Source organism: Ignicoccus sp., assembly GCF_056435145.1.
Genome location: NZ_JBWNMZ010000012.1, coordinates 19,706 through 39,363, shown reverse-complemented (window position 1 = coordinate 39,363; position 19,658 = coordinate 19,706). Strand labels below are relative to the sequence as shown.

At 51.9% G+C, this 19,658-nt stretch carries 20 protein-coding genes and 4 tRNA genes; 9 read left to right on the top strand and 15 right to left on the bottom strand.

Annotated elements, in window-relative coordinates:
- The coding region (locus AC1HCZ_RS04375; protein ID WP_479462327.1) for an AAA family ATPase at positions 1-605 on the top strand (605 nt) is incomplete at its 5' end.
- Here AC1HCZ_RS04375 and AC1HCZ_RS04370 read toward each other — a convergent pair.
- Positions 598-987 carry a hypothetical protein gene (locus tag AC1HCZ_RS04370; RefSeq protein WP_479462326.1) on the bottom strand — a complete coding sequence of 130 codons (390 nt, stop codon included), beginning with the start codon at positions 985-987 and terminating at the stop codon, positions 598-600. The genes AC1HCZ_RS04375 and AC1HCZ_RS04370 overlap by 8 nt on opposite strands.
- 101 nt (positions 988-1,088) lie before the next feature.
- Between AC1HCZ_RS04370 and twy1 the strand changes: the two genes are divergently transcribed.
- Positions 1,089-2,126 carry a 4-demethylwyosine synthase TYW1 gene (gene twy1, locus AC1HCZ_RS04365; RefSeq protein WP_479462325.1) on the top strand — a complete coding sequence of 346 codons (1,038 nt, stop codon included), beginning with the start codon at positions 1,089-1,091 and terminating at the stop codon, positions 2,124-2,126.
- Positions 2,127-2,155: 29 nt separating this feature from the next.
- Positions 2,156-2,234, top strand: a tRNA-Arg gene (locus tag AC1HCZ_RS04360).
- A 140-nt stretch (positions 2,235-2,374) separates the two neighbouring features.
- Here the strand turns inward: AC1HCZ_RS04360 and AC1HCZ_RS04355 are convergent.
- From AC1HCZ_RS04355 to rnhB, 4 genes are all read right to left on the bottom strand, one after another.
- Positions 2,375-2,453: transfer RNA gene (locus tag AC1HCZ_RS04355), tRNA-Gly, on the bottom strand.
- A 31-nt stretch (positions 2,454-2,484) separates the two neighbouring features.
- Positions 2,485-3,846 (bottom strand): aspartate--tRNA(Asn) ligase, encoded by a 1,362-nt coding sequence (aspS, locus tag AC1HCZ_RS04350; protein WP_479462324.1) that lies wholly within the window; start codon positions 3,844-3,846, stop codon positions 2,485-2,487.
- 31 nt (positions 3,847-3,877) lie between these two features.
- On the bottom strand, positions 3,878-4,885 hold the full coding sequence (gene aroF / locus AC1HCZ_RS04345; protein ID WP_479462323.1) for a 3-deoxy-7-phosphoheptulonate synthase: 1,008 nt from the start codon (positions 4,883-4,885) through the stop codon (positions 3,878-3,880).
- On the bottom strand, positions 4,869-5,507 hold the full coding sequence (rnhB, locus tag AC1HCZ_RS04340; RefSeq protein ID WP_479462322.1) for a ribonuclease HII: 639 nt from the start codon (positions 5,505-5,507) through the stop codon (positions 4,869-4,871). Before rnhB ends, aroF begins: the two co-directional genes overlap by 17 nt.
- Before the next feature lie 116 nt (positions 5,508-5,623).
- Here rnhB and AC1HCZ_RS04335 point away from each other — a divergent pair, with 116 nt between their 5' ends.
- Both AC1HCZ_RS04335 and AC1HCZ_RS04330 read left to right on the top strand, forming a co-directional pair.
- Positions 5,624-6,037 carry a hypothetical protein gene (locus AC1HCZ_RS04335; RefSeq protein WP_479462321.1) on the top strand — a complete coding sequence of 138 codons (414 nt, stop codon included), beginning with the start codon at positions 5,624-5,626 and terminating at the stop codon, positions 6,035-6,037.
- Positions 5,971-6,492, top strand: coding sequence for a molybdopterin-guanine dinucleotide biosynthesis protein B (locus tag AC1HCZ_RS04330; protein ID WP_479462320.1), 522 nt, complete (start codon positions 5,971-5,973; stop codon positions 6,490-6,492). The genes AC1HCZ_RS04335 and AC1HCZ_RS04330 overlap by 67 nt, the downstream gene beginning before the upstream one ends.
- A 32-nt stretch (positions 6,493-6,524) precedes the next feature.
- On the opposite strand, the gene AC1HCZ_RS04325 is transcribed toward AC1HCZ_RS04330, so the two are convergent.
- The gene (locus AC1HCZ_RS04325) at positions 6,525-6,938 is read right to left on the bottom strand and encodes a metal-dependent hydrolase (RefSeq protein ID WP_479462319.1); all 414 of its coding nucleotides are present in this window, start codon (positions 6,936-6,938) and stop codon (positions 6,525-6,527) included.
- Positions 6,935-7,864, bottom strand: coding sequence for a beta-ribofuranosylaminobenzene 5'-phosphate synthase family protein (locus AC1HCZ_RS04320; protein WP_479462318.1), 930 nt, complete (start codon positions 7,862-7,864; stop codon positions 6,935-6,937). Before AC1HCZ_RS04320 ends, AC1HCZ_RS04325 begins: the two co-directional genes overlap by 4 nt.
- 239 nt (positions 7,865-8,103) lie before the next feature.
- Between AC1HCZ_RS04320 and trpD the strand changes: the two genes are divergently transcribed.
- Complete coding sequence (gene trpD, locus AC1HCZ_RS04315) at positions 8,104-9,123, top strand: anthranilate phosphoribosyltransferase (protein ID WP_479462317.1); 1,020 nt, start codon at positions 8,104-8,106, stop codon at positions 9,121-9,123.
- 153 nt (positions 9,124-9,276) lie between these two features.
- Here trpD and infB read toward each other — a convergent pair whose 3' ends face one another.
- The 4 genes from infB to AC1HCZ_RS04295 form a co-directional block, all read right to left on the bottom strand.
- Positions 9,277-11,109, bottom strand: a complete 1,833-nt coding sequence (gene infB / locus AC1HCZ_RS04310) for a translation initiation factor IF-2 (RefSeq protein WP_479462330.1) — start codon at positions 11,107-11,109, stop codon at positions 9,277-9,279.
- A gap of 34 nt (positions 11,110-11,143) precedes the next feature.
- Positions 11,144-11,234: transfer RNA gene (locus AC1HCZ_RS04305), tRNA-Thr, on the bottom strand.
- A gap of 33 nt (positions 11,235-11,267) precedes the next feature.
- The gene (locus AC1HCZ_RS04300; protein WP_479462316.1) at positions 11,268-12,539 is read right to left on the bottom strand and encodes an FAD-binding oxidoreductase; all 1,272 of its coding nucleotides are present in this window, start codon (positions 12,537-12,539) and stop codon (positions 11,268-11,270) included.
- Positions 12,540-12,579: 40 nt separating this feature from the next.
- On the bottom strand, positions 12,580-13,002 hold the full coding sequence (locus AC1HCZ_RS04295) for a hypothetical protein (RefSeq protein ID WP_479462315.1): 423 nt from the start codon (positions 13,000-13,002) through the stop codon (positions 12,580-12,582).
- A gap of 71 nt (positions 13,003-13,073) precedes the next feature.
- On the opposite strand from AC1HCZ_RS04295, the gene AC1HCZ_RS04290 reads away from it, so the two are divergent.
- Positions 13,074-13,150: transfer RNA gene (locus AC1HCZ_RS04290), tRNA-Ile, on the top strand.
- An 18-nt stretch (positions 13,151-13,168) separates the two neighbouring features.
- The gene (locus AC1HCZ_RS04285) at positions 13,169-13,747 is read left to right on the top strand and encodes a hypothetical protein (protein ID WP_479462314.1); all 579 of its coding nucleotides are present in this window, start codon (positions 13,169-13,171) and stop codon (positions 13,745-13,747) included.
- Here the strand turns inward: AC1HCZ_RS04285 and AC1HCZ_RS04280 are convergent.
- Genes AC1HCZ_RS04280 through AC1HCZ_RS04270 form a run of 3 tightly spaced genes read right to left on the bottom strand, consistent with a single transcriptional unit; the run spans position 13,686 to position 16,821 of the window.
- On the bottom strand, positions 13,686-14,423 hold the full coding sequence (locus AC1HCZ_RS04280; protein WP_479462329.1) for a radical SAM protein: 738 nt from the start codon (positions 14,421-14,423) through the stop codon (positions 13,686-13,688). The two genes, AC1HCZ_RS04285 and AC1HCZ_RS04280, sit on opposite strands and share 62 nt — an antisense overlap.
- A 5-nt stretch (positions 14,424-14,428) precedes the next feature.
- Positions 14,429-14,809 (bottom strand): hypothetical protein, encoded by a 381-nt coding sequence (locus tag AC1HCZ_RS04275; RefSeq protein ID WP_479462313.1) that lies wholly within the window; start codon positions 14,807-14,809, stop codon positions 14,429-14,431.
- Between the two features lie 38 nt (positions 14,810-14,847).
- Positions 14,848-16,821 (bottom strand): DNA topoisomerase I, encoded by a 1,974-nt coding sequence (locus AC1HCZ_RS04270; protein ID WP_479462312.1) that lies wholly within the window; start codon positions 16,819-16,821, stop codon positions 14,848-14,850.
- A 54-nt stretch (positions 16,822-16,875) separates the two neighbouring features.
- Here AC1HCZ_RS04270 and AC1HCZ_RS04265 point away from each other — a divergent pair, with 54 nt between their 5' ends.
- Positions 16,876-17,691, top strand: a complete 816-nt coding sequence (locus AC1HCZ_RS04265) for a hypothetical protein (protein ID WP_479462311.1) — start codon at positions 16,876-16,878, stop codon at positions 17,689-17,691.
- A 4-nt stretch (positions 17,692-17,695) separates the two neighbouring features.
- On the opposite strand, the gene AC1HCZ_RS04260 is transcribed toward AC1HCZ_RS04265, so the two are convergent.
- Positions 17,696-19,654, bottom strand: a complete 1,959-nt coding sequence (locus AC1HCZ_RS04260; protein WP_479462310.1) for a beta-CASP ribonuclease aCPSF1 — start codon at positions 19,652-19,654, stop codon at positions 17,696-17,698.
- Between the last annotated feature and the right edge of the window lie 4 nt (positions 19,655-19,658).

The window sequence follows — 19,658 nt, the reverse complement described above, 5'->3', positions numbered from 1 at the left end:
CGGTCAGAGGGCCGGAGGTGTTGAGCAAGTGGGTGGGCGAGAGCGAGAAGGCGATAAGGGAGATCTTCCGCAAGGCCAGGCAAGCGGCCCCGACTATAGTGTTCTTCGACGAGATTGACAGCATCGCGGCGAGGAGGGGTAAAGACGTAAGCGGTGTGATAGACAGGATAGTTAACCAACTGTTAACGGAAATGGATGGTATAGAGCCGCTCCAGAGGGTCACCGTCATAGCCGCGACCAACAGGCCTGACCTCTTAGACCCCGCCCTCTTGAGGCCCGGAAGGTTCGACAGACTAATCTACGTCCCGCCGCCGGACAAGAAAGCGAGACTGGAGATACTCAAGGTTCATACAAGGAGAATGCCGCTGGCGGAAGACGTAGACTTGGAGAAGCTCGCCGAAATAACCCAAGGCTACACCGGGGCTGACTTAGCGGCGCTCTGCAGAGAGGCAGCACTGATCGCTCTAAGAGAAAACATGAAGCCCGTCCCGGTAACTATGAAACACTTCGAGAGGGCAATGAAGTCTGTAAAACCAAGCTTGAAGAGAGAGGACATATTGAGGTACGAGAGGCTCGCAGAGGAGGTAAAGAGAAGCGCTATTTAGCGCCCCTTTTACAAGGGGGGTTATTAGGGTCATCGACCTTTATTTTCAATTTCAGACACATGTTGGTCAGTTCAGAGTAGAATATGCATTCATGACACGTTCGAGCCTCTTCGGGCTTCTTAAAGCCCCCGGGAGAGGGGGACGCTCCTTCCCTCGCGGGCTCTCGATGCGTAGGGACCTTCTCGGGGGCCTCTTCGGCCCTTCTGCTAGCCTCGACCTTCTCCTTCTCCTGGGCGTATTGACGATAAATTGGACACCTCTGATAGTGGTCGGAAGTACACGGATACTTAAGCGGCGATACCTTCTGGTTTATCAGCTTACAAAAGACGGCGAATCCCCTCTTTTCGCCATAAGGACACTTGACTACCAACTTCGGGCCCATTAGACATCCTTTGGCACAAATTATAAAGAGATTACTGAGCGCGACTGTGTCCATTCAACTAAAAAGTCCAGTAACGCGTGAGCTTACAACGGCGTGAAACATTGCTAAAGGCAGATGTAGTATCTGCAATACTAGAGAGGTTGAGGAAAGCAGGTTACCACGTCGTCGGGTCCCACAGCGCAGTAAAGAAGTGTCACTGGACCCACGAAGCCCTAACCGAGAGGAGGTTCTGCTATAAGTGTAAGTTCTACGGCATAGCTTCCCACCGATGCTTACAAATGACTCCCGCCGTCGTATGGTGTTGGCTCCGCTGCTTACACTGCTGGAGGGCGGAACCCGGAGACTTAGGGCTTCGATGGGACGACACCAAACTGCCAACGGTTGACGACCCAGCCTTCATAGCCGAGAAAACCATAGAAGAGCAGAAGAAAATAATCAGTGGCTACAAGGGCCATCCCAAGGTTGATCCAAAGATGTTTGAAGAAGCAATGGACCCAAAGCACGTAGCTATAAGTTTGTCAGGAGAACCGACTTTGTACCCAAGGCTCTCAGAACTAATCGAGGAGTACCACAAGAGAGGGATGACTACGTTCTTAGTAACCCACGGCGTCAGGCCGGACGTCCTGGCGGAGCTGGACCCAGAGCCCACCCAACTCTACTTGAGCTTAGAGGCGTGGGACGAGAAGAGCTTCAAAGAGTTCAATCGTCCGGTGTTGCCAGGACTGTGGAATGCTGTGCTCCGGAGCTTAGACATCTTGCCCAGTTTTTCCTCTCCCACAGTGATTAGAATAACCTTAGTAAAGGGCTTTAATGACCACGAGAGGGCGTTAGAGGGGTTGGCAAGACTCGTGGAAAGGGGTTACCCGACATACGTAGAAGTTAAGGCCTACATGAACGTAGGCTACTCCAGGTACAGACTTACGAAGGAGAACATGCCCAAGCACGCGGATGTGAAGAACTTCGCGGAGAAACTCGCAGAAAGGATAGGTTACGAAGTGGTCGACGAGCAGAGGTCCAGCAGAGTAGTTCTCTTGTCAAGGATAGGGAAACCGATAAGGGTTGGCGAGGGCTGTCCTGACGGAAAGGCTGGGGAGTTGCCGGAAGGAAGCGAGTACGAGCTCAGCGAGCGAGTGAAATGATTTATTAGCTTCATAGAGTGTCCACCAGGGGCCCCGTGGCCTAGCCTGGACTAGGGCGCCGGCCTGCGGAGCCGGAGGTCCCGGGTTCAAATCCCGGCGGGGCCGCCACACCTCAGCACCACCAAAGAGCGTTGTCCCCTACTGGGGCGAGGTCACAAGGATCCTCGCTCCACGAGAAGGTTACTTCGCGTTCTTTCTTAACTGCGTCAGAGGGTTACCGAGCTAAACTTGCTTGAGCCGAAGGGTTCTGGTGCGGCGGCCGGGATTTGAACCCGGGATCACCGGCTTGGAAGGCCGGCATCCTAGTCCAGGCTAGACGACCGCCGCCCCGGGGCATTCGGCTATGCCTTTTATAAATTTATGGTACGAGGCGTTTCATATCCCTCGGGAAGGCGCTAGCGAGCCTCACGTTGGGTATCCCGCTAACCGGGACCATCAACCTCTGGAGCCCCATCCCCCAGCCGGCGTGAGGGGGCATCCCATAGTCGTACCACTTTAAGTACCACTCGAAGTTAGTCGGGTTTAAGCCTCTCTTCTTCAACTCGTCCTCCAACTCGCTCTTTCTGTGAATTCTCGTGCTCCCGCTTGAGATCTCCAAGTGACGCCAGTTTAGATCGAAGCTCTCGCTTAGGTCTATTTCCTTCCCGCCTACAGTCTCTCTGTTTCCTCTCTTTGTATAGAACGGTCTCACGTCTGCTGGCCAGTCAGTTATGAAGTAAAAGCCTCCCGAGGTCTTGCCCTCCTTCTCCAGTACTTCGCTCAGCTTCCTTAGTTCGGGCGTGCCGAAGTCCTCTCCCGGTTCTAACTCTACGCCCACCGACTTCAGTATTTCCCAAGCTTCCTTGTAGGTTATTCTTGGTATTGGGAGGCTCACCTCGGGGGGCTCATGGCCCAACAGCTCCAACCATCTCTTGCCCGCGCTCTTGACGCTGTCGATTACTCTTTTAACAACGTTTTCTAGAACTTGCATTACGTCGTTATAGTCTGCAAAGGCCATCTCGACGTCCACTGAGATGAACTCTGCCAAGTGGTAAGGCGTGTCGCTCTCCTCGTGTCGCCACGCGGGAGCTATCTCGAACACGTACTCCAGAGAAGAAGTGAGCAGTTCCTTGTAGAGTTGGGGACTCTGGGCGAGGTATGCGGTCTTACCGAAGTAGAAGACCGGGACCAATTGGGCACCGCCTTCGGTTCCAGAGGCTATTATCTTAGGAGTGAATACCTCGACGAAGTTTAAGTCGTACAAGTATTCCCTTATGGCCCTGGCGCTTAGCGACACCAACCTCAGTACCGCTTGGCTCTCGGGCCTCCTCAAGTCTATCGGTCTGTTCGCCAACCTGGTGTCTATGTGGGCGTCCACCTTGCCGGAGACGTCTAAGGGCAACGGGGTCTTCGCCTCGTTCAGAACCTCTATTTCCTCTCCGCTGAGTTCTACGCCCCTCGGGGCCCTGGGGTCTTTCCTCACTACACCAACTACCATGACCACGCTCTCCTGCGGAAGCTTGCTAACCTTCTTTATCATCTCCTTATACTTCTCCTTCTCTTCCTCACTTGCGCCTTTAGGGACTCTGAAAGTAACTTGTATCGTACCGCTGAAGTCCCTTAGTATTAGGAATACCACTTTTCCTATGCTCCGAACCGCGTGGACCCAACCGGCCACCTTTACGCGTCGGCCTTCCATTTCTGGAGTTATCTCAGCTACGGGTAAATCTCTGTATTTCATCCGAACACCGCGAGGGTGAACGCCCAGCTTTTTATAAAGCGGTAACGAGGCGCTTGCCCATAACTTCGGTCAACGCCCTTACTTTCCTCATGAGATCTTTAAACTGATCGAATGTCAGCTGCTGGGCGGCGTCGCTCTTAGCTCTCTCCGGGTCAGGGTGGACTTCGACTATCAACCCGTCGGCGCCCGCCGCCACTATTGCCAGCGCAAGGGGTTCCACCAAGTCCCTCTTGCCAGCTGGGTGAGAGGGGTCCCCTATTATTGGTAAATGAACTCTCTTCTTACCTACTGGTATGGCAGCTACGTCCAACGTGAACCTAGTAGCCGTCTCGAAGGTCCTTATGCCCCTCTCACACAAAATCACGTCCCCGTTCCCTTCCAACAGTATGTATTCCGCCGCTTGGAACCACTCCTCGACCGTATTGCCCAACCCTCTCTTCAAGACGACTGGCTTCTTCGCCTTGCCCACTTCCCGAAGCAGCGGGAAGTTCTGCATGTTCCTCGCCCCTATCTGAAACGCGTCAGCCACTTCAGCTACCTTAGGAACGTCTCTAGTGTCCATGACCTCAGTAACTATCGGGAGACCGGTCGCTTCTTTGGCCTTCTTTAAGAGCCTCAAGCCCTCCTCGCCCAAGCCTTGGAAGGAGTACGGGTTCGTTCTAGGTTTGTAGGCTCCGCCCCTTAGGGCGGCTGCGCCTTCCTTCTTCACGAACTCGGCTGTAGAAAGTATTTGTTCCTCGCTCTCGACCGAACAAGGACCAGCTATAACCGAGAAATAATTACCTCCAAACTTAGCGTTCCCGACGTTTACTATCGTATCCTCTTGTTTAAATTCCCTGCTGGCCAATGGGTACTTTGCCTTTACGTTCAACACTACCTCGACCCAAGGCAGCTTTTCCAATCCCTCAACGAACGTCCCAGGGGGAGTCACTATCAAGGGACGTCCGTAAAGCGTCACCTCCCAAAACTTCACACCTTTCTCTTGTAAGGTGTTCTTGACCTCGGTTCCGCTCTCGCCTTGTTTAAGAACTACTATCACGATACCGTTCCCCTTTCCGTCCCACCCCCAACCCTTTTCTTCTAATCGTCTTCCATTTCTTCCTAACTATCGGTGGAAAGATTTGTTTGTCGTTAAGCCATTTCAGCGTCTTGGGATCGGAAGGGTAACCGGAGCCGAAGTCTCCGTAGAGGGCCCTTAGCTCTCTAACGTGGCTCTCCCTCGCTTCCTTCGCCACCACGGAGGCCGCCGCGACCGCTGGACACAAAACGTCTCCCTTTTTCATTACAATCACATTCGGAAACAGCTCGCGGAGCGTCAGTCTCTGCTTAACGCCGTTTCCCACTACGTCAGCACATACTACGTCTACTTTAACAGTACTCAATGCATCCATTAATAATTCTTTCATTACCTCTATCGTAAGCTCGCTTAGGTTCCTTTGGTCTATCTCTTCGGCTTTTACCTCCCTTATTAACACGAGTTTTGCCGTCTTTATTATCAAGTTGTAGAAGTACCTTCTCTTCCTCGGAGTGAGTACTTTGCTCTCCTTTAAACCCAACTTTACTAACTTCTCCAACCGTTCTTGATCGAAGGCTACTAAGGCCACGAACATACTCCCTATGACTGAGCCTCGGCCGGCCTCGTCCATCCCAGCTATTATCATGTTCCCACAACGGGTTGGAAAGGACCGAGGTCTAAACTGTGCTCGTCGGGGTGTAAGCTAGCTAGCCGAGTGGGCTTTATTTTTGTCTCGGACTGATCGGAACGGCGCGAGTGGGCTTGCCGTGTCCATGGCTCAAGGGTTCGACTTGTACCAGCCCGAAGCTGTCGAAACCTTCTCCAGACGTGGTCGGCCCTCACTGCAAGAGCGAGTTCGAGTTCCGTTCGTGTAACTTCTTCGTAGAACCCCAAGACGATAGGAAGGAAGGCCTCTTAGCATTTCAAGCCTCCCCTACAAAGGAACAAACCTTCGAAAACAAGTACAAACCTTACAAACCCATTCACGCGATGCCGGAAGAGCCCGTTAGTAAGTGCCCTTACTTTAAGACCTACAGGGGATCGGACGGTCGTTGGTACGCAGTTTGTAGAGTATTAGACCGCTTGTTAACAGTAGCTGAGGTGAGGCTTTGCAACGCCCACTGGAAGACGTGCCCCCTCTACAAGAATGGCGCAAGGTTAGTAAGCGGAGACTAGTGGTTCAAATAGTAGGCCCGCGTAAGAGCGGAAAGACTACGCTCCTCCAAGAATTGATAAAGGAATTGAAGGGATTTGGCGTCGAGCTTAAAGTAGTAAAACAAACAAAACATACGCTAGAAGAGACCGACGCCGGTGATACTAGACGCGCAATAAAGGCCGGAGCGGAAGAAGTCTACTTGTTGTGCCGGGACGGTTTACGCGTCCAGATGAAGGCCAAATTAGGTTTGGAGGAGCTAGTGTCGACCCTCGAAGGGTTGATCATAGTCGAGGGGGGCAAGGGGGTAAAGAGGAGAGATTGGTTCTCCGTGGTAACTTGGAGGAACGAAATGGAGAGGAGGGTTTACTGGAAGCCTCTGACAGTCTCCGAGATGGGGCCGCGCGACGACGCCAAGTTGGTTGCGTGGAAAGTGGCTCGTCTAATAATGGTTAACTTAAGGGCTCGGTTGTCCTAGCCCCTTTCACCACTCAACACTCGGCAAACTCCTCACTGCCCGAGGCCCGTGGGGGTAAGTAAGAGCGAATAAGCCAATAAGGCTACCCCGACGACAGCGGCGGCCGCGTTCGCCGGCCCCCAATCGCTCCTAAACAGCCTAAGGCCTAAGGGACGGTCATAGAGAGGCCAAAAAGCCCATACCCCCCTCACTGTAAATGAGTCCAGGAGTATGTGGGAAGCGTAACCAATCATAAAGTAGGCGCCTCCTCGGGCGTCAACGCTTCCTACGAAGAGGGAAAACAATAACATCGCAAACACGTTGTGTAAGAGTTTTCTGTGCATTTTTTTCAAGTCCAAGTCCGGAACCTTCGAGCCCACGAGCGCCCACAACGCCGCCCAGAGGGGGTCTCGAGAGAGAAAGGCCGCCACCCCCGCGCCGAAGAGCGCGTGGGCATAACCCTTCAAACTACTCTCGCCCCCGCGTTGTCCACGGCAGTAAATATTATCTCGACGTCTCTCACCTTACTCTTTAGTTCCTCTAGCACCGCCCTGGACTCGCTCATATGAACGACTGCGAAGCAAGCCGGACCCATGCTGCTCAAGCCGGCCGAACCCGCTACTTCTTTAAATACTTCACATACTTCCTTCGTCCTCTCATCTTGGAGCTCCCTCTCTATTCTCTTAAATCCAACTTTCTGGAGTTCGTTTATCCCTCTCTTAAACATCTCTAGGTTCTTTTCTAAGATTGAGGGTATTAACAACATTAGTATTATTCTCGCAGTTAACGCACTCTCTTCTGGAGGGATTGGTGTATGTTTTAAGAATTCGTCTATTTCTCTCCGTTCGTCGTAAGGTCCCTTACGGGGGACCGAGACCACGAACGCCCATTCTCTTGGGAACTCGAGTCGTAAGTAGGGAGGGGGCGATGCTGTTAGCGATGCTCCCGACGGCAAGGGCCTCCTTTTGAACTCTGCATCGTGGCCGAAGTCAACTATAAACCCTCCGCCTTCGAAGGCTGCGACCCCCACGCCGCTAGTGCCCCCCCTACCCATGAGGACGGCTATTTCCTTTGAAGTCATAGGTATACCGTTCAATTCTAACAATGCCTTGGCCGAACTCATTAACAAGGAAGTAGTCGAGCCGAAGCCGGCATGAGAGGGCGGGGTCTCGACGACGCGTACCCTACCTTTAAGTCCTAGCTCTTCGAGCTTCGGTAACACTTCGTCCGCACGGGGCCCTTCGTAGACTAGCTTGTCGCTCTCCTCTGCCACTACGACCGTTCTAGGAAGCTTTAGGGCGACCCCCACGCCGCCGTCAAAACGGCCCAAGTCACCACTCAAGTCAACCAAGGCGAAGTGAAGCCTAGAGGGCGCAGATACCTTAACCCGCATAGGGCGTCGAGCCCTGAGACCTTAACTAACGAAGGGGGTTATCTCGTCCCGTCCGCATAAGCCAAACTTTTATAAATACCCCATAGCGTGCAGCGTCGGTGAGCGTCGTGAGCACGACCGAGGCGAACGAGGTAGTCTTAGTCTGTGAGGACAAAGGTCCCAATCAGCCCGTAGTCTGTAAGCCCAAACAGTAAGCGTTTTTTGTTAAAGGACTCCAAGCCTCACCAGGGGTATACTAGTTGGACACGTCACACATTCTGGAGAAGATCTTAAGGGGAAATAGGCTCTCAAAAGACGAGGCCTACTCCTTAGCTATCTCGATAGCCAAGAACGAAATAGACGATATCAAGAAGGCCGGGTTCCTCGTAGCTTTGAGGTGTGGGCGAGAGCGTCCGGAGGAGCTCGAGGGGTTCGTACAAGCCCTTTTAGACTTGGCAGTTAAGATCGGCCCGTTTAGGGAAGCAGTGGACACTGCGGGCACAGGCGGCGACAGGGCGAACTTGTTCAACGTCAGCACGGCAGCAGCCATAACCTTAGCGACCATGGGATATAAAGTAGTTAAACACGGGAATCGCTCGGTCTCGAGCGCCGCTGGCAGCGCCGACGTGATGGAAGCGTTAGGCTACAACTTGAACCTTCCTCCGGAAAAGGCGAGCGAGGTTTTCGAAAGAACTGGCTTTGTCTACTTGTTCGCTCCCCTCTATCACCCCGCAATGAAGAACGTAGCTCGAGTAAGGAAGGCTTTGGGTATAAGGACGATATTCAACTTAGCCGGACCCCTCTCAAACCCGGCGAGGCCGGGTTACCAGTTAGTAGGCGTGAGCGAGCCGTGGATGTTAGACGTGTTCGCCAAGGCTTTAAAGAATTTGGGAATAGAAAGGGCTGCCGTAGTCCACGGTCGCCCGGGCATAGACGAGGTGTCGCCCACGTCAACCACCGAAGTTTATTTCGTAGATAAAAACAGAATAAGTTACAGCGTGGTGGACGTGGAGGACTTCGGCGCGAGGCCGTTAGAGAGCTTGGAGCCGCTAAAGGTGAACAACGTAGTCGAAGCAAAAGAGAAGTTCTTAAGGGCGTTGAGAGGAGAATTCCCAGAAGCAGTCTTCCTAGGAGTCAACGTAGCCATGGCAATACACGTGATAGACGGAAAAGACGTAAAAGATGCCTATCTGGAGGCAATTGAGGTGCTTGCAAAGGGAGAGGCGTTGCAGAAGCTGAGAGAGGTAATAGAAGTTTCGGGAGGTACCCCTACCTTCTAGTCGTTCGAACGTCGGAGCCCGGCCTCCGCTCACCTAACATCGCCCCTTTCAAACTTCCTCATCCGGTCGGCTGTTCCGATTCCGGTCATTCTGGGAGTCTCCTGACTCCCTTACTCCTCATCCCGGAGAGTTCAAGAACCAAAACCTAGACCCTTACGAGCTGGGAGTCGACGGCATAACCACTCCGTAGAGGGGGTTCTGCTTCCGTTTAATCTTTATTATCTCTTGTAGTACGAACTTCTCGTCGTCGCTCAGTTCGTTCTTAAATTTAGTCAGCCAGAGCTTGGCGTGCTCGGCCGGGACGTCTGTATATAATACCTCCCCCTCGTGGACGTGACGCCCAACCATGACTCTTCCTTTTATTGAGATGGCGACTTGTTGACCGGCCCTAGCTTCCGGGATGCTTTGACCCTTATCTTGGATTTGGAGTATGCTGCCTACTCGGGAGCCATCCTCTTTCATGAGTGGGTACTTCGGTTTTATGACACCTCCTAGGACTTCAACACCGACTATCGCTGGGTCGCTCCTCCTGAAGACAAAACCCGGGAGTATTCGTATTTTGCCGGGCCTCACGAGCGTTTCCAATATCTTCTTCTTCTCTTCTTCGCGGAGGTTTTTCAGCCACTCCTCGAACTCCTCGATCAGCCTGTATATTACGTTATGTTGGAATATCTTTACGCCTTCCTTCTCCGCCAATTCCTTCGCTTCTGGCAACACTTTGACGTTGAATGCAAGTATCACTCCGTATTCTCTATTCTTCTTTTTGACGCTTACGGCCTCGACTACGTCTCTTTTCGTAACTGGGCCCACTCTCGCTGTCCTCACCGGTATACCCCTACTCTTCAAGAACTGTACCAACGCCTCGAGCGTTCCTAGAGTGTCTGCCTTGACTACCACGCCCTCTTTATCGGTCTCTATCATCACTTCTTCTACTTCTCTTCTTACCTGTTCTTTCAACTCCTCCAATTTCTCTGGCTTGTCGAGAACGTAGACTGGGGCACCGGCCACTGCCTTCTCCAAGCCCGGCGCAACTATCTTCACTCCCGCAGCCGCGCTCGCCTCCTCAACGGGTTCGAACTTCTTGGTCGCCCTCATCTCGGTTAGAGGGGCCGGAACTAGCAAGGCCCTTACTTTAGTCACTATGGGTCCTTCTATTCCTCCCACCACCACAGTGTCCCCTTGCCTTATTATACCATCGTAAATTATCGTATCTATTGTCGAGCCGTAGCCGGGCTCTTCCTTAACTTCCATGATGACTCCTCTGGCCGGACCTTCCACGTACTTGAGCCTTCCCTTCATGTACCTTTGGGCCAAACCGGCCAGCACTGCCAAGAGCTCCGGTATTCCCTCACCCGTCTTAGCAGATATCGGGATTATCGCTATCTGCTTCGTAAAGCTAGTTATCCTATCGAATCGCTCGCTGTCGAAACCAAGCTTTGCCAACTCTCCCATGATTTCATATATCTTGTTATCTAATGTCTCCCTCACATCCTCGCTCTGTTTCCTGTAGCTGATCAAGAACGGTTGGTTCGGGTGAGGCCTCCAGCCGGGTATCCTGTCTATCTTATTCGCGGCTACAACGAACGGCACTCGCCTCTGTTTGAGGATCTCTACGGCTTCGTAGGTCTGTGGCTGGAAACCCTCGTTTACGTCCACAACTAGGATTGCTAAGTCGGCGACGGCACCGCCCCTCTTCCTTAGGTTTGAGAATATCTCGTGACCGGGGGTGTCGATGAATAGCAGTCCGGGAAGCTCCAACTTCACAGTCGGAATGATCTTCTTTAGGGGCTCTGTAACCTTTTCTATAACGTCTGTCGGAATTAAGCTAGCACCTATGTGCTGGGTTATTTGACCGGGCTCCTTGAGGGCTACCACCGTACCCCTTATCGTATCCAACAACGTAGTCTTTCCGTGATCCACGTGGCCTAACACGGCCACGATGGGTTGTCTCAGCTTGGGCCTTTGCTCAGCGCTCAAGCTCGACACCTCTGCCGACAAGCGATGAGGAGGAATTAAGGTGTGGAGCCGCCGGCGGGATTTGAACCCGCGACCACCGGCTCTCTCGGAATCCCGTACGAGGCCGGCGCTCTGCCGGGCTGAGCTACGGCGGCCCGGCACGGCTGTAAAGAAGAGCATTAAATATTTTACAGCGGTATCTTTTTACCCGGGTTCAGTATCAAGTTTGGATCGAGAGACTTCTTGAGGGTCTTCCAAAGCTCCAAGGCGGCTTCGTCAACCTCGCAGCCGAGCAACGCTAATTTCAGCAGTCCAACGCCGTGCTCGCCACTTACCGTAGCCTTAAACCTCTTACTCATCTCACAAATAATATCTTTGGCCTTCTCGGTTGCCCTCTCGAGCCACTCTTTCCCAGGGGGATGAAGGAGGTTTACGTGCAAGTTCCCGTCTCCGGCGTGGCCGAAGATCGCCACCTCCCAGTCGTGAGCATTCTCGTAAACGAACTGTATTGCCTCTGGTAAGAGGCTCACTGGGACTGCCACGTCCCAGTCGGACCTAGAACCCTTCACGGTGGTTAAGGAAGGGCCGGCAAGTTTACGGTACTTCCACAAAAGATCTGGATTTTCCTTAATACCTTTGTATTTATCCAACATAGCGTTTATTTTTTCTGGGGAGCGAGAATCATCGAATTCAACCAACAGTAAGTACTTTTCTGGCATCTTCAAGGATATGTCAGTCCTAGAGTTAACTGCCTTGACTGTTTTCGGATCCATGAACTCTAGGGCAGAGGGCCCCCACTCTAAAACGTCCAAGACGGCTGCGCCCATCTCTTCGGCTTCGTCAAAAATTAAGACGGCCGCCTCCCTCTTCTCGGGGACCCTCGAAAGGGTGAGGAGAACCTTAGTTATTATTCCTAAGGTGCCCTCTGAGCCCACCAACAGTTGGTGTACCCTCAACCACGTGCTGCTCTTTCTGGCCCAAGCCCCGCTCCACACTACCTCTCCGGTAGGGGTGACGAACTCCAGAGCCCTCACGTGGTCTGAGGTCAACCCGTACTTTACTGCCCTTATTCCGCCAGCGTTGGTAGCCACAACGCCGCCCACCGTAGCCCACTCCACGCTACCCGGGTCGACCGGGAACCATAGACGATACCTTTCCAAAGCACGGTTCAGTTCGGACAGTCTCCAACCGGCCCCAGCGAGAACAAGCTTGTCCTTCTCGAAAACCTCTAGGTCCAAAATAAGTGACGTGTCGACGACTATCCCGTCGAAAGGCAAGGGGGAGCCCACTAAGCTGGAGCCCCCTCCGTAAGGGTAGACTGCGACCTTCTCTTCGTTGGCCCACTTGATTATTTTCGCTACCTCCGTTGAAGTGGAGGGAAACAAAACTGCTTGGGGCAGTCTACCGCTGAGCGGGGAGGCGTCGGCGACGTAGGCCCTTAGCAACAACTCGTCGTCCACACAAAGCACACCTAAGGGAGGACAACCCATGGGCGCTTCCTTACACGAGGTAGAGTATCTTACTCTTAGAGGTTTCTTCGAGATATCCTTCCCTCTTGGAGCTCATAAATATTCCCATCTTGTTCGGAGTTATTATTACGTATTCGTAAAGGAAACTGCCGGGCGTAACGACGGTTAAGTACTGTTGGACGTCTAAGTCCACTGCCCTTATCTCGAAGCCGCGGTAGACCCTCCGGTCGTTAGCCACCAAATCGACGGCCGGAGGCGAGAGGACAACAGGTAGACGGCCGTAAAACGCGTAGAACGCTCTGGTCTTTACGGTAGGCTCCGAATATCGGACGTCGGTCTCTTTGGGTAAGGTCACGCTCCGCGCATCCAACACTATCTTGTCGGCCACGATCAAGGCATTCCCGCTGACGTCTACTTTCAATGAAAATTCTTTGAACTTTACGAAAAATGGCACGTCGCTCCCTCGAGAGGGGCGTGAAGAAAACTTTTTAACGGTATTCCCCTCCTCCGAGACCGGAGGTCGATGGGCCCGTAGCTCAGCCAGGCAGAGCGCCGGGCTCATAACCCGGTGGTCCGGGGTTCGAATCCCCGCGGGCCCACCAACCCTCACGGTGATGCATTTGATAGAGATAAGAATAACAGAGGAGGGGCTGGGTATCCCCACGGGGGTCGTGCCGTCATCCGTTGTAGGAATACGTAAAGGTGATATACTTCTCCTCCACCCCCTAGAGACTCTCTACCTAGCCCTCGAAGGAGAAGCAAGGATATACATAAACAACGAAGAGATAAGCGACTTCAAAGAGGCCCTCTCGAAGATCCTTGACATCGTAAAGACGTGGTGTATAAAGGAGAGGAAAGGATGTTACCTAGCCAATGCTTTCTGGTCCATGTTCACGACATATTACAAGCTCCGGAAGAAGGGGAGGAAGGTCCTCCCTGAAGGGAGAAGAGAAGGGACGCTAATAGAAATAAGGAAGAACAAGTGGTGGGCAGAATACCTAGTGCTGGAAGAAGGAATAAAGGTACCGCTCACACACCTCCTGGAGTGGATTGAAGAAGTCCGCGCCAACGACTTGAAAGCCATAATAGCGGTCGTAGATAGGAACGGTAGCGTGACGTTTTACGAGGCAAACAAGGTCATCTTGAGGGCACCCGATAGACGCTCGGAAGGAGGCCGACCCGCCTCAACCTCTCCATGATCGGAGGGTACAACGTCAATACCTCAAACTCAACGTCGCCTAGAGATGGGTGCAGTTCTTTAAGTCTCCTGATCAAGGAGGCATATTCCTCCGGACTTCCGTAACCTACCACCACCGCTGCCCTCACCATGCTGGGGTCCATACCTTCTTCTATCAAATTTTTCAAAGCTCCTATCGCGAGTTCGAATGCATCCCCTTTAGCCCCGGTAACCCTTGAGAAGGCCTCCGGCGTCGGTGCCTTTATTGATACCCTTACGAAGACGTTTCTAGTAACAAGAGATCTAGCTAAGTCCTTATTGTAACCTATCAATATACCGTTAGTCTCTAAAACGAAGGTTAGGCCAGCGTCGTTCACCAAGTCAATGACTCTTAAGAGGTGTTGCGGACACAGGGTAGGCTCGCCGCCGCTTATCCTAGCTAACTGAAAGCCCCTCCGGCGGGCTATTCCGATAAGCCGTTTAGCTACCTCCTCAGGGGAAAAGGGTCTCGCCGACTTCGGTATCCCCGCGGTGGCCTTCCAGCTCCAGCAGAACGCGCACCTTAGGTTACAACCGACAGCATCTGCCGTGGAGATACCTCCATAAAACATGGTCCCTCTAAAGCGGTAATAAAGTCTCTTCTCTCCTTTACAAACGACTGAGGAAACTCTGTTGCCTAACTCTATTGGGTCGTACATGGTCCTCAATCTTGACTAACTACTAGTGTCGCCGGCCTCTCGCGGACTTCTATCTTTAAGAATCTCCTGGGGTTCACTTTGGCCTCGTCCATCACTTCTAACACCTTTTTCTCGAGGTCTAGGCGCGTGTCTGGGTCCAACTCTCCGACTATGTCAACGTCAGTTAGTATCACGCCTCTGGGGGTCCTGAAGCTTCGTATGGATATCAACCTGTCGTCCCCAACCAAGATCCTTATTTCGTCAAGTAGCCTAGCCCAAAAGAGTGCAGGAAACCATCTTCCGAACAGCCTTATCCTCGTAACTTTCGTTATTCCTAACTTCTGCTCGCCGCTGGCTTGACCTTCCTCCGGAACCGTCCTACCCTGAAACGTTAACCCACTACTCAAAAGCGTACTCCCTAAACGCTTCTCCGCCTCGCGATTATTTAATCTTTAAACGCAGGTTCCGACAGTAACGCCTTTGCGAGCTCCTTGACTGCGTTTCCTGCTTGCTTTAATGTTGTTACTTTCTTTAAATAATCTTCAAAGCTTAAACCTAGCCTCCTCCTCCAAACTGGGTACTTGGCGTAGAGCTCGTCCCTAGCCCTCTTGTGGAGGGCACAGAGCCCCTCCTCTTCGACTGCCCTCCCACAGACGACACACCTCTCCGGAGGCTCCCTTTCTCCTAAAGAGTAAGCTAAGTACTCGCCCACTTCTTTCATGTAGGGCCTATACTTAACTAGTACCATTTTTATAAACTTCTTAGCTTCCTCAACTATTTTTTCCTTACGCTCCTCACCTATCATTACCTTTTTCATATTCTCTTCAAATTTCTTGGTCAAATCTACGCTCACTATTTCTGGAAAGAACTTAGTGAGTACTAAAGCGACGCCTATCCCTAGCTCTGTCGCGTAGACCTTGGAGCCGACGTTTTTTAGATAACCTCTCTTGAACAAGGTGTCAACTATCCTAGCCCTCGTGGCCTCCGTCCCTATTCCGACCTTCTCCATCCACTTCACTATCTTCGCTTTAGTATACCTCTCCGGAGGCTTGGTGAACTGTAACTTTTTAGTGCACTTGACCCGGAGCGTTTCTCCTTGAGCGAAGTCCGGCAGCTCCCTTTCCGAAGGGGCCGAATAAGGGTAGTAGAGGGTCCAACCTTTCCACCTGACCTTCCTACCTAGCGCCTTGAAAGTAATGCCATTTACTTCTATTACAACCCTCTTGGTCTCGTAAACGCTTTCGGACGCTAAGGTAGCCATAAATCTCCTCACTATCAAGTCGTAGATCTTCATTTGGTCGGGGCTCAAGTTCTTCGGGGGCTTTCCAGTAGGATAGATGGCCGGATGGGCGGGGTCTTCCTTCGGTCCGTTGTTCGGAGAGAAGCGTCCCTTAGTTTCCTTAAGTAGAGCCTTAGCCAGCGGGCGGTACTGAGGGATGGATGCAATTCCATTTAGTATATTCGTATAGTTTAAGTCCTTAGGGTACTTCTGGCTGTTCGTCCTGGGGTAAGATATGTAGGCGTCGAGGTAAAGCTCTTCAGCCACACTTTGGGTCTTAGATGGAGAGAAGCCGTAAAGCCTCGCCGCTTCCATTTGGAGGTCCGGCAAGTTGAAAGGGTGCGGAGGAGGAACCTTTTCGTTCGACATAATTACTTTTACTACCTTTCCGATGCAGTTTGAAGTGAATTGTTCTGCCTCGTGCATGGTTTCGAACTTAAGGGCGGGTTCGAATGCGACTCCTTTAGCGCTTAGCGAGACAGAAAAATAAGGTTCTGGGACGAACGTTTGTATAGCGAATTCCCTTTCCACGACTTCCTTCAAAGTGGGGCTCTGAACCCTCCCGGCAGAAAGGCTCTTGCTCTTCCCCGTCGCTGTTTTGTACGCATACATTAAAGCTCTGGAAATGTTGATTCCCCAAATCCAGTCCAGCTCGTGTCTGACTAGCCCAGCATTTACCATTTCCCAATCAAGAGATCTCAAGTTGTTCCATGCTCTGCGTATCTCGTCCGGCGTCAGAGCGTGAAATACCATTCTCTTGCTGCGACGGAGATCGCCAAACTTTTTTATTATAATGTACCCTATTACGGAGCCCTCTATGTCGTAGTCGCAAGCGTTCACGTAGAGAGAGGAACCGGGACTAAGGCGACTGATCAGTGCTATGTACTTCTTCGTATGCGAGGCCCCTTTTTCGATCTCGTAGAGGGGGCGCCACTCGTACTCGAAGACCGGGAAGCCTTTGCCGAGGGGGGCTAAGCCGAACAAGTGTCCGGCTGCGGGTACTACGACTACTTTCTTACCGTTGATAAGTTCCCAATAAGGAACCCCGTACTTCCTTTTGGCGACAGGTTTTCCGAGGGCGTTTGCTATTTTCTCAGCCGCCTTAGGTTTTTCGGCGATCACCAGTATGTGACCTTTCATACGTTCTCCGCAACTGTATTAGCCCTTTGATTATAACTCAGCGGGCCGCGAACTTTGAAGAGAAAGTGGATAGTAGAGCTTCCCGGCCACATATACGACACTAAGATAGTTGAAAATAGGGTGTTGTTAGCAAACGAAAACAGATTGATATCAATTGATAGTGAAGGAAATGCTTCACTGATTTTCACCCACGAGGCTCCCATATATTCTGTTAAGAAAGTAGACGACCGCATAATGATAGCTGCTGAGGACAAAAAGTTAATTGTAGTGAACAGCGAGGGAGTTAAAGAGATAAACACGGATTTCGGCCTTTTTTCGCTAGACTATAAAGACGGAAGCGTCGTAGCGGGAGGTTGTTGCGGTGCTCTCTACCTCATTTCTGATGAGAGAGTGTTGAAGAAAGTAAACGTAGGAGGGCACGTATATGACGTAAGCTGGTGGTTCGACAAGGTCTTGGCTGCAAGCTTTGACGGGTATTTATACGTCTTCGATAGAGATTTGAACTTCATAAAGAGAATAAAGATGGCAGAAAATGTTAACGTAGTCAGACCTTGTAACAAGATGGTTGCAGTGGGCACCTTCGAGCCAGGAGGGGTGTTCGTATTGAATGAAGACTTGGAGGTGGTGTGGAGCAAAGGCAACTACTTGGACGTCCGGTTGGTCGCTTGGAGGGAAGGGTGTCGGGGTCTCTACGTCGGCAGCTGGGATGGAGTCTTATCGCTCTATAACGAACGCGGAGAGGAGGTCCTAGCCGGAAGGGGGCCTAGGGGGGTCGAGAGTGGTGACTGGAATGGCGGGCGCTTGGCAGTCTCCGGTTGGGGACGGACTGAACTCTATGAGGAGGAAGGAGACGAACTGGAAGGGCAGTAACGTGTCAGAGATCGTTCTCCACAAACACAATACTATCCCTAATGTTTGGAGTGTATATTTTCATCCCTCTTCCCACGGTCCTACCGAGAACCTTGGCGAGGCCCTCTATCCTGCTGGGCTCACCGTGGTTGAGTATTATATTCTTCGGCCTCGGGCTCACAGACTTAACCCAGTTTATCAACTCCGACCGGCTGCTGTGACCCGAAAAGCCCTCTACTGAGAACACGTGGCTCTTGACTTCTATTTGGTAAAGCTTTGATTTGCCGCCCTCGTTGACTGCTATTTCAACTCTATCGGCGCCTTCCTTTAGAGTTCGCCCCAGCGTCCCGGCTGCTTGGTAGGCTACGAACACTATTGAATTCTTGGAATCCGGTGCGAGTTTCCGGAAGTATTCTAAGGAAGGGCCACCGGCGAGCATGCCCGAAGTTGCCAATATTATCCCCGGTTCAGACTCCAAAACCTCCTCCCTCGATATGCCTCCCTCTATCGAAACGGACTCGACCTTGTGGACGAACTCGGCGAGGAATGGGTTCTCGCCCCTAATTATCCTCTCCTTTACGCTCCTCGCCAACCACTCGGGATAGGCCGCGTGTATAGCGGTGGCTTCGTATACCATACCGTCCAGGTATATCGGTACGTCACTTCCCTCTGGACTCTTTACCACCTTATTCTGAATGGCATCTACTAGCAACAGCAGTATTTCTTGGGCTCTCCCCACCGCAAGCACGGGGATCAGGACGAAGCCTCCCCTCTCTATGGTTTTATTTATTATATCTATGAGTAACCTCTCAGCCAGCTCCCTTGGAGGGAGGTCTTGTGTCCCGTAGGTGCTCTCCATTATTACTGCCTCTACTCTAGGGAACTGCGTGTTTGCCTTGTCCAATAGCCTCGTGTAGCCGTACTTGAAGTCGCCCGTATAAACTAGGTTGAACAGTCCTTCGCCTACGTGGAGGTGGGCCATAGCGCTTCCTAGTATGTGGCCAGCGTTGTAGAAGGTCAGTTTGATGTCTGGAGCTATGTCCGTCACTTCTCCGTAGTTTAGGGCAATCGTTCGAAGAAGCATGCTGTTTATGTCACTCTCGGTATACGGTACCGGCTTCCCTTCTTTCCGCGCGACCTCGATGTAATCCTTCTGTACTAAGTACATCAAGTCCCTGGTGGGCTGAGTGACGTAAACCGGCCCCCGGTATCCGTATTTGTACAACCACGGAACCAACCCGCAGTGGTCCAAGTGGGCGTGAGTGACTACTACCGCGTCCAATTCATCTATAGGGACGTCCTCTACCTTCGGGAAGTGCTTTTGGGGATCATAAGACCCCACGTTGGCTCCGAAGTCCAACAATACTTTGGATTCCTTTGTTTCCAGTAATATAGCTGAACGACCAACTTCCTTAAAGGCTCCCAGAGCCGTCATCCTGACGTAATTTGACTTGAATAGGAGGGGCCTGTGGATTCTGTTCCCTATCTCCAACAGAGCCTCTAACCTACGCTTGGTGTTTTCACGGTAAAAGGTACGAATGGAGCTGATTACGTTGGACTTGAGCGGGGGATTCCTCATAACTACAGGCTTCCAGCCCGTCGCCGTTAGGATCTTCCTGAGCCTGTGCCCCCCTTTGCCGACCACGTATCCGGGTTTGTTCGTTATTATGATCACTTCTCCCGTGGAAGGTTCGAACTGTAGCTCGACGATCTCGCCGTCTTCCCCGACTATTTTATTTATTAGTTCAGCTGCTTCCTTTCTAGACTTACGCGCACTCTCGTCTGGCTTGACGACGATCTTCTTACGAACGGCCCTCGCAACCTTCCTTATCATATCTGGATCTTCGTAAACCGGTAACAAGTTCTTGGCATAGACTACCACTTCTGGACCTTCGTACTCTACCTTCACTATTTCCAATTCCTTAGGTAGTAGTGATTTTATCTTATCGGCTAGATCTACCAGGTTGCCGTCGGCCTTACTCATGATC

What these genes read in the sequence shown, in the direction of transcription:
- AC1HCZ_RS04270 (WP_479462312.1), bottom strand. Translation starts at nt 16,821, where the DNA reads ATGAAAGGTCACATACTGGTGATCGCCGAAAAACCTAAGGCGGCTGAG.
- AC1HCZ_RS04370 (WP_479462326.1), bottom strand. Translation starts at nt 987, where the DNA reads ATGGGCCCGAAGTTGGTAGTCAAGTGTCCTTATGGCGAAAAGAGGGGA.
- AC1HCZ_RS04320 (WP_479462318.1), bottom strand. Translation starts at nt 7,864, where the DNA reads ATGCGGGTTAAGGTATCTGCGCCCTCTAGGCTTCACTTCGCCTTGGTT.
- AC1HCZ_RS04280 (WP_479462329.1), bottom strand. Translation starts at nt 14,423, where the DNA reads ATGTACGACCCAATAGAGTTAGGCAACAGAGTTTCCTCAGTCGTTTGT.
- aspS (WP_479462324.1), bottom strand. Translation starts at nt 3,846, where the DNA reads ATGAAATACAGAGATTTACCCGTAGCTGAGATAACTCCAGAAATGGAA.
- AC1HCZ_RS04260 (WP_479462310.1), bottom strand. Translation starts at nt 19,654, where the DNA reads ATGAGTAAGGCCGACGGCAACCTGGTAGATCTAGCCGATAAGATAAAA.
- rnhB (WP_479462322.1), bottom strand. Translation starts at nt 5,507, where the DNA reads ATGATAATAGCTGGGATGGACGAGGCCGGCCGAGGCTCAGTCATAGGG.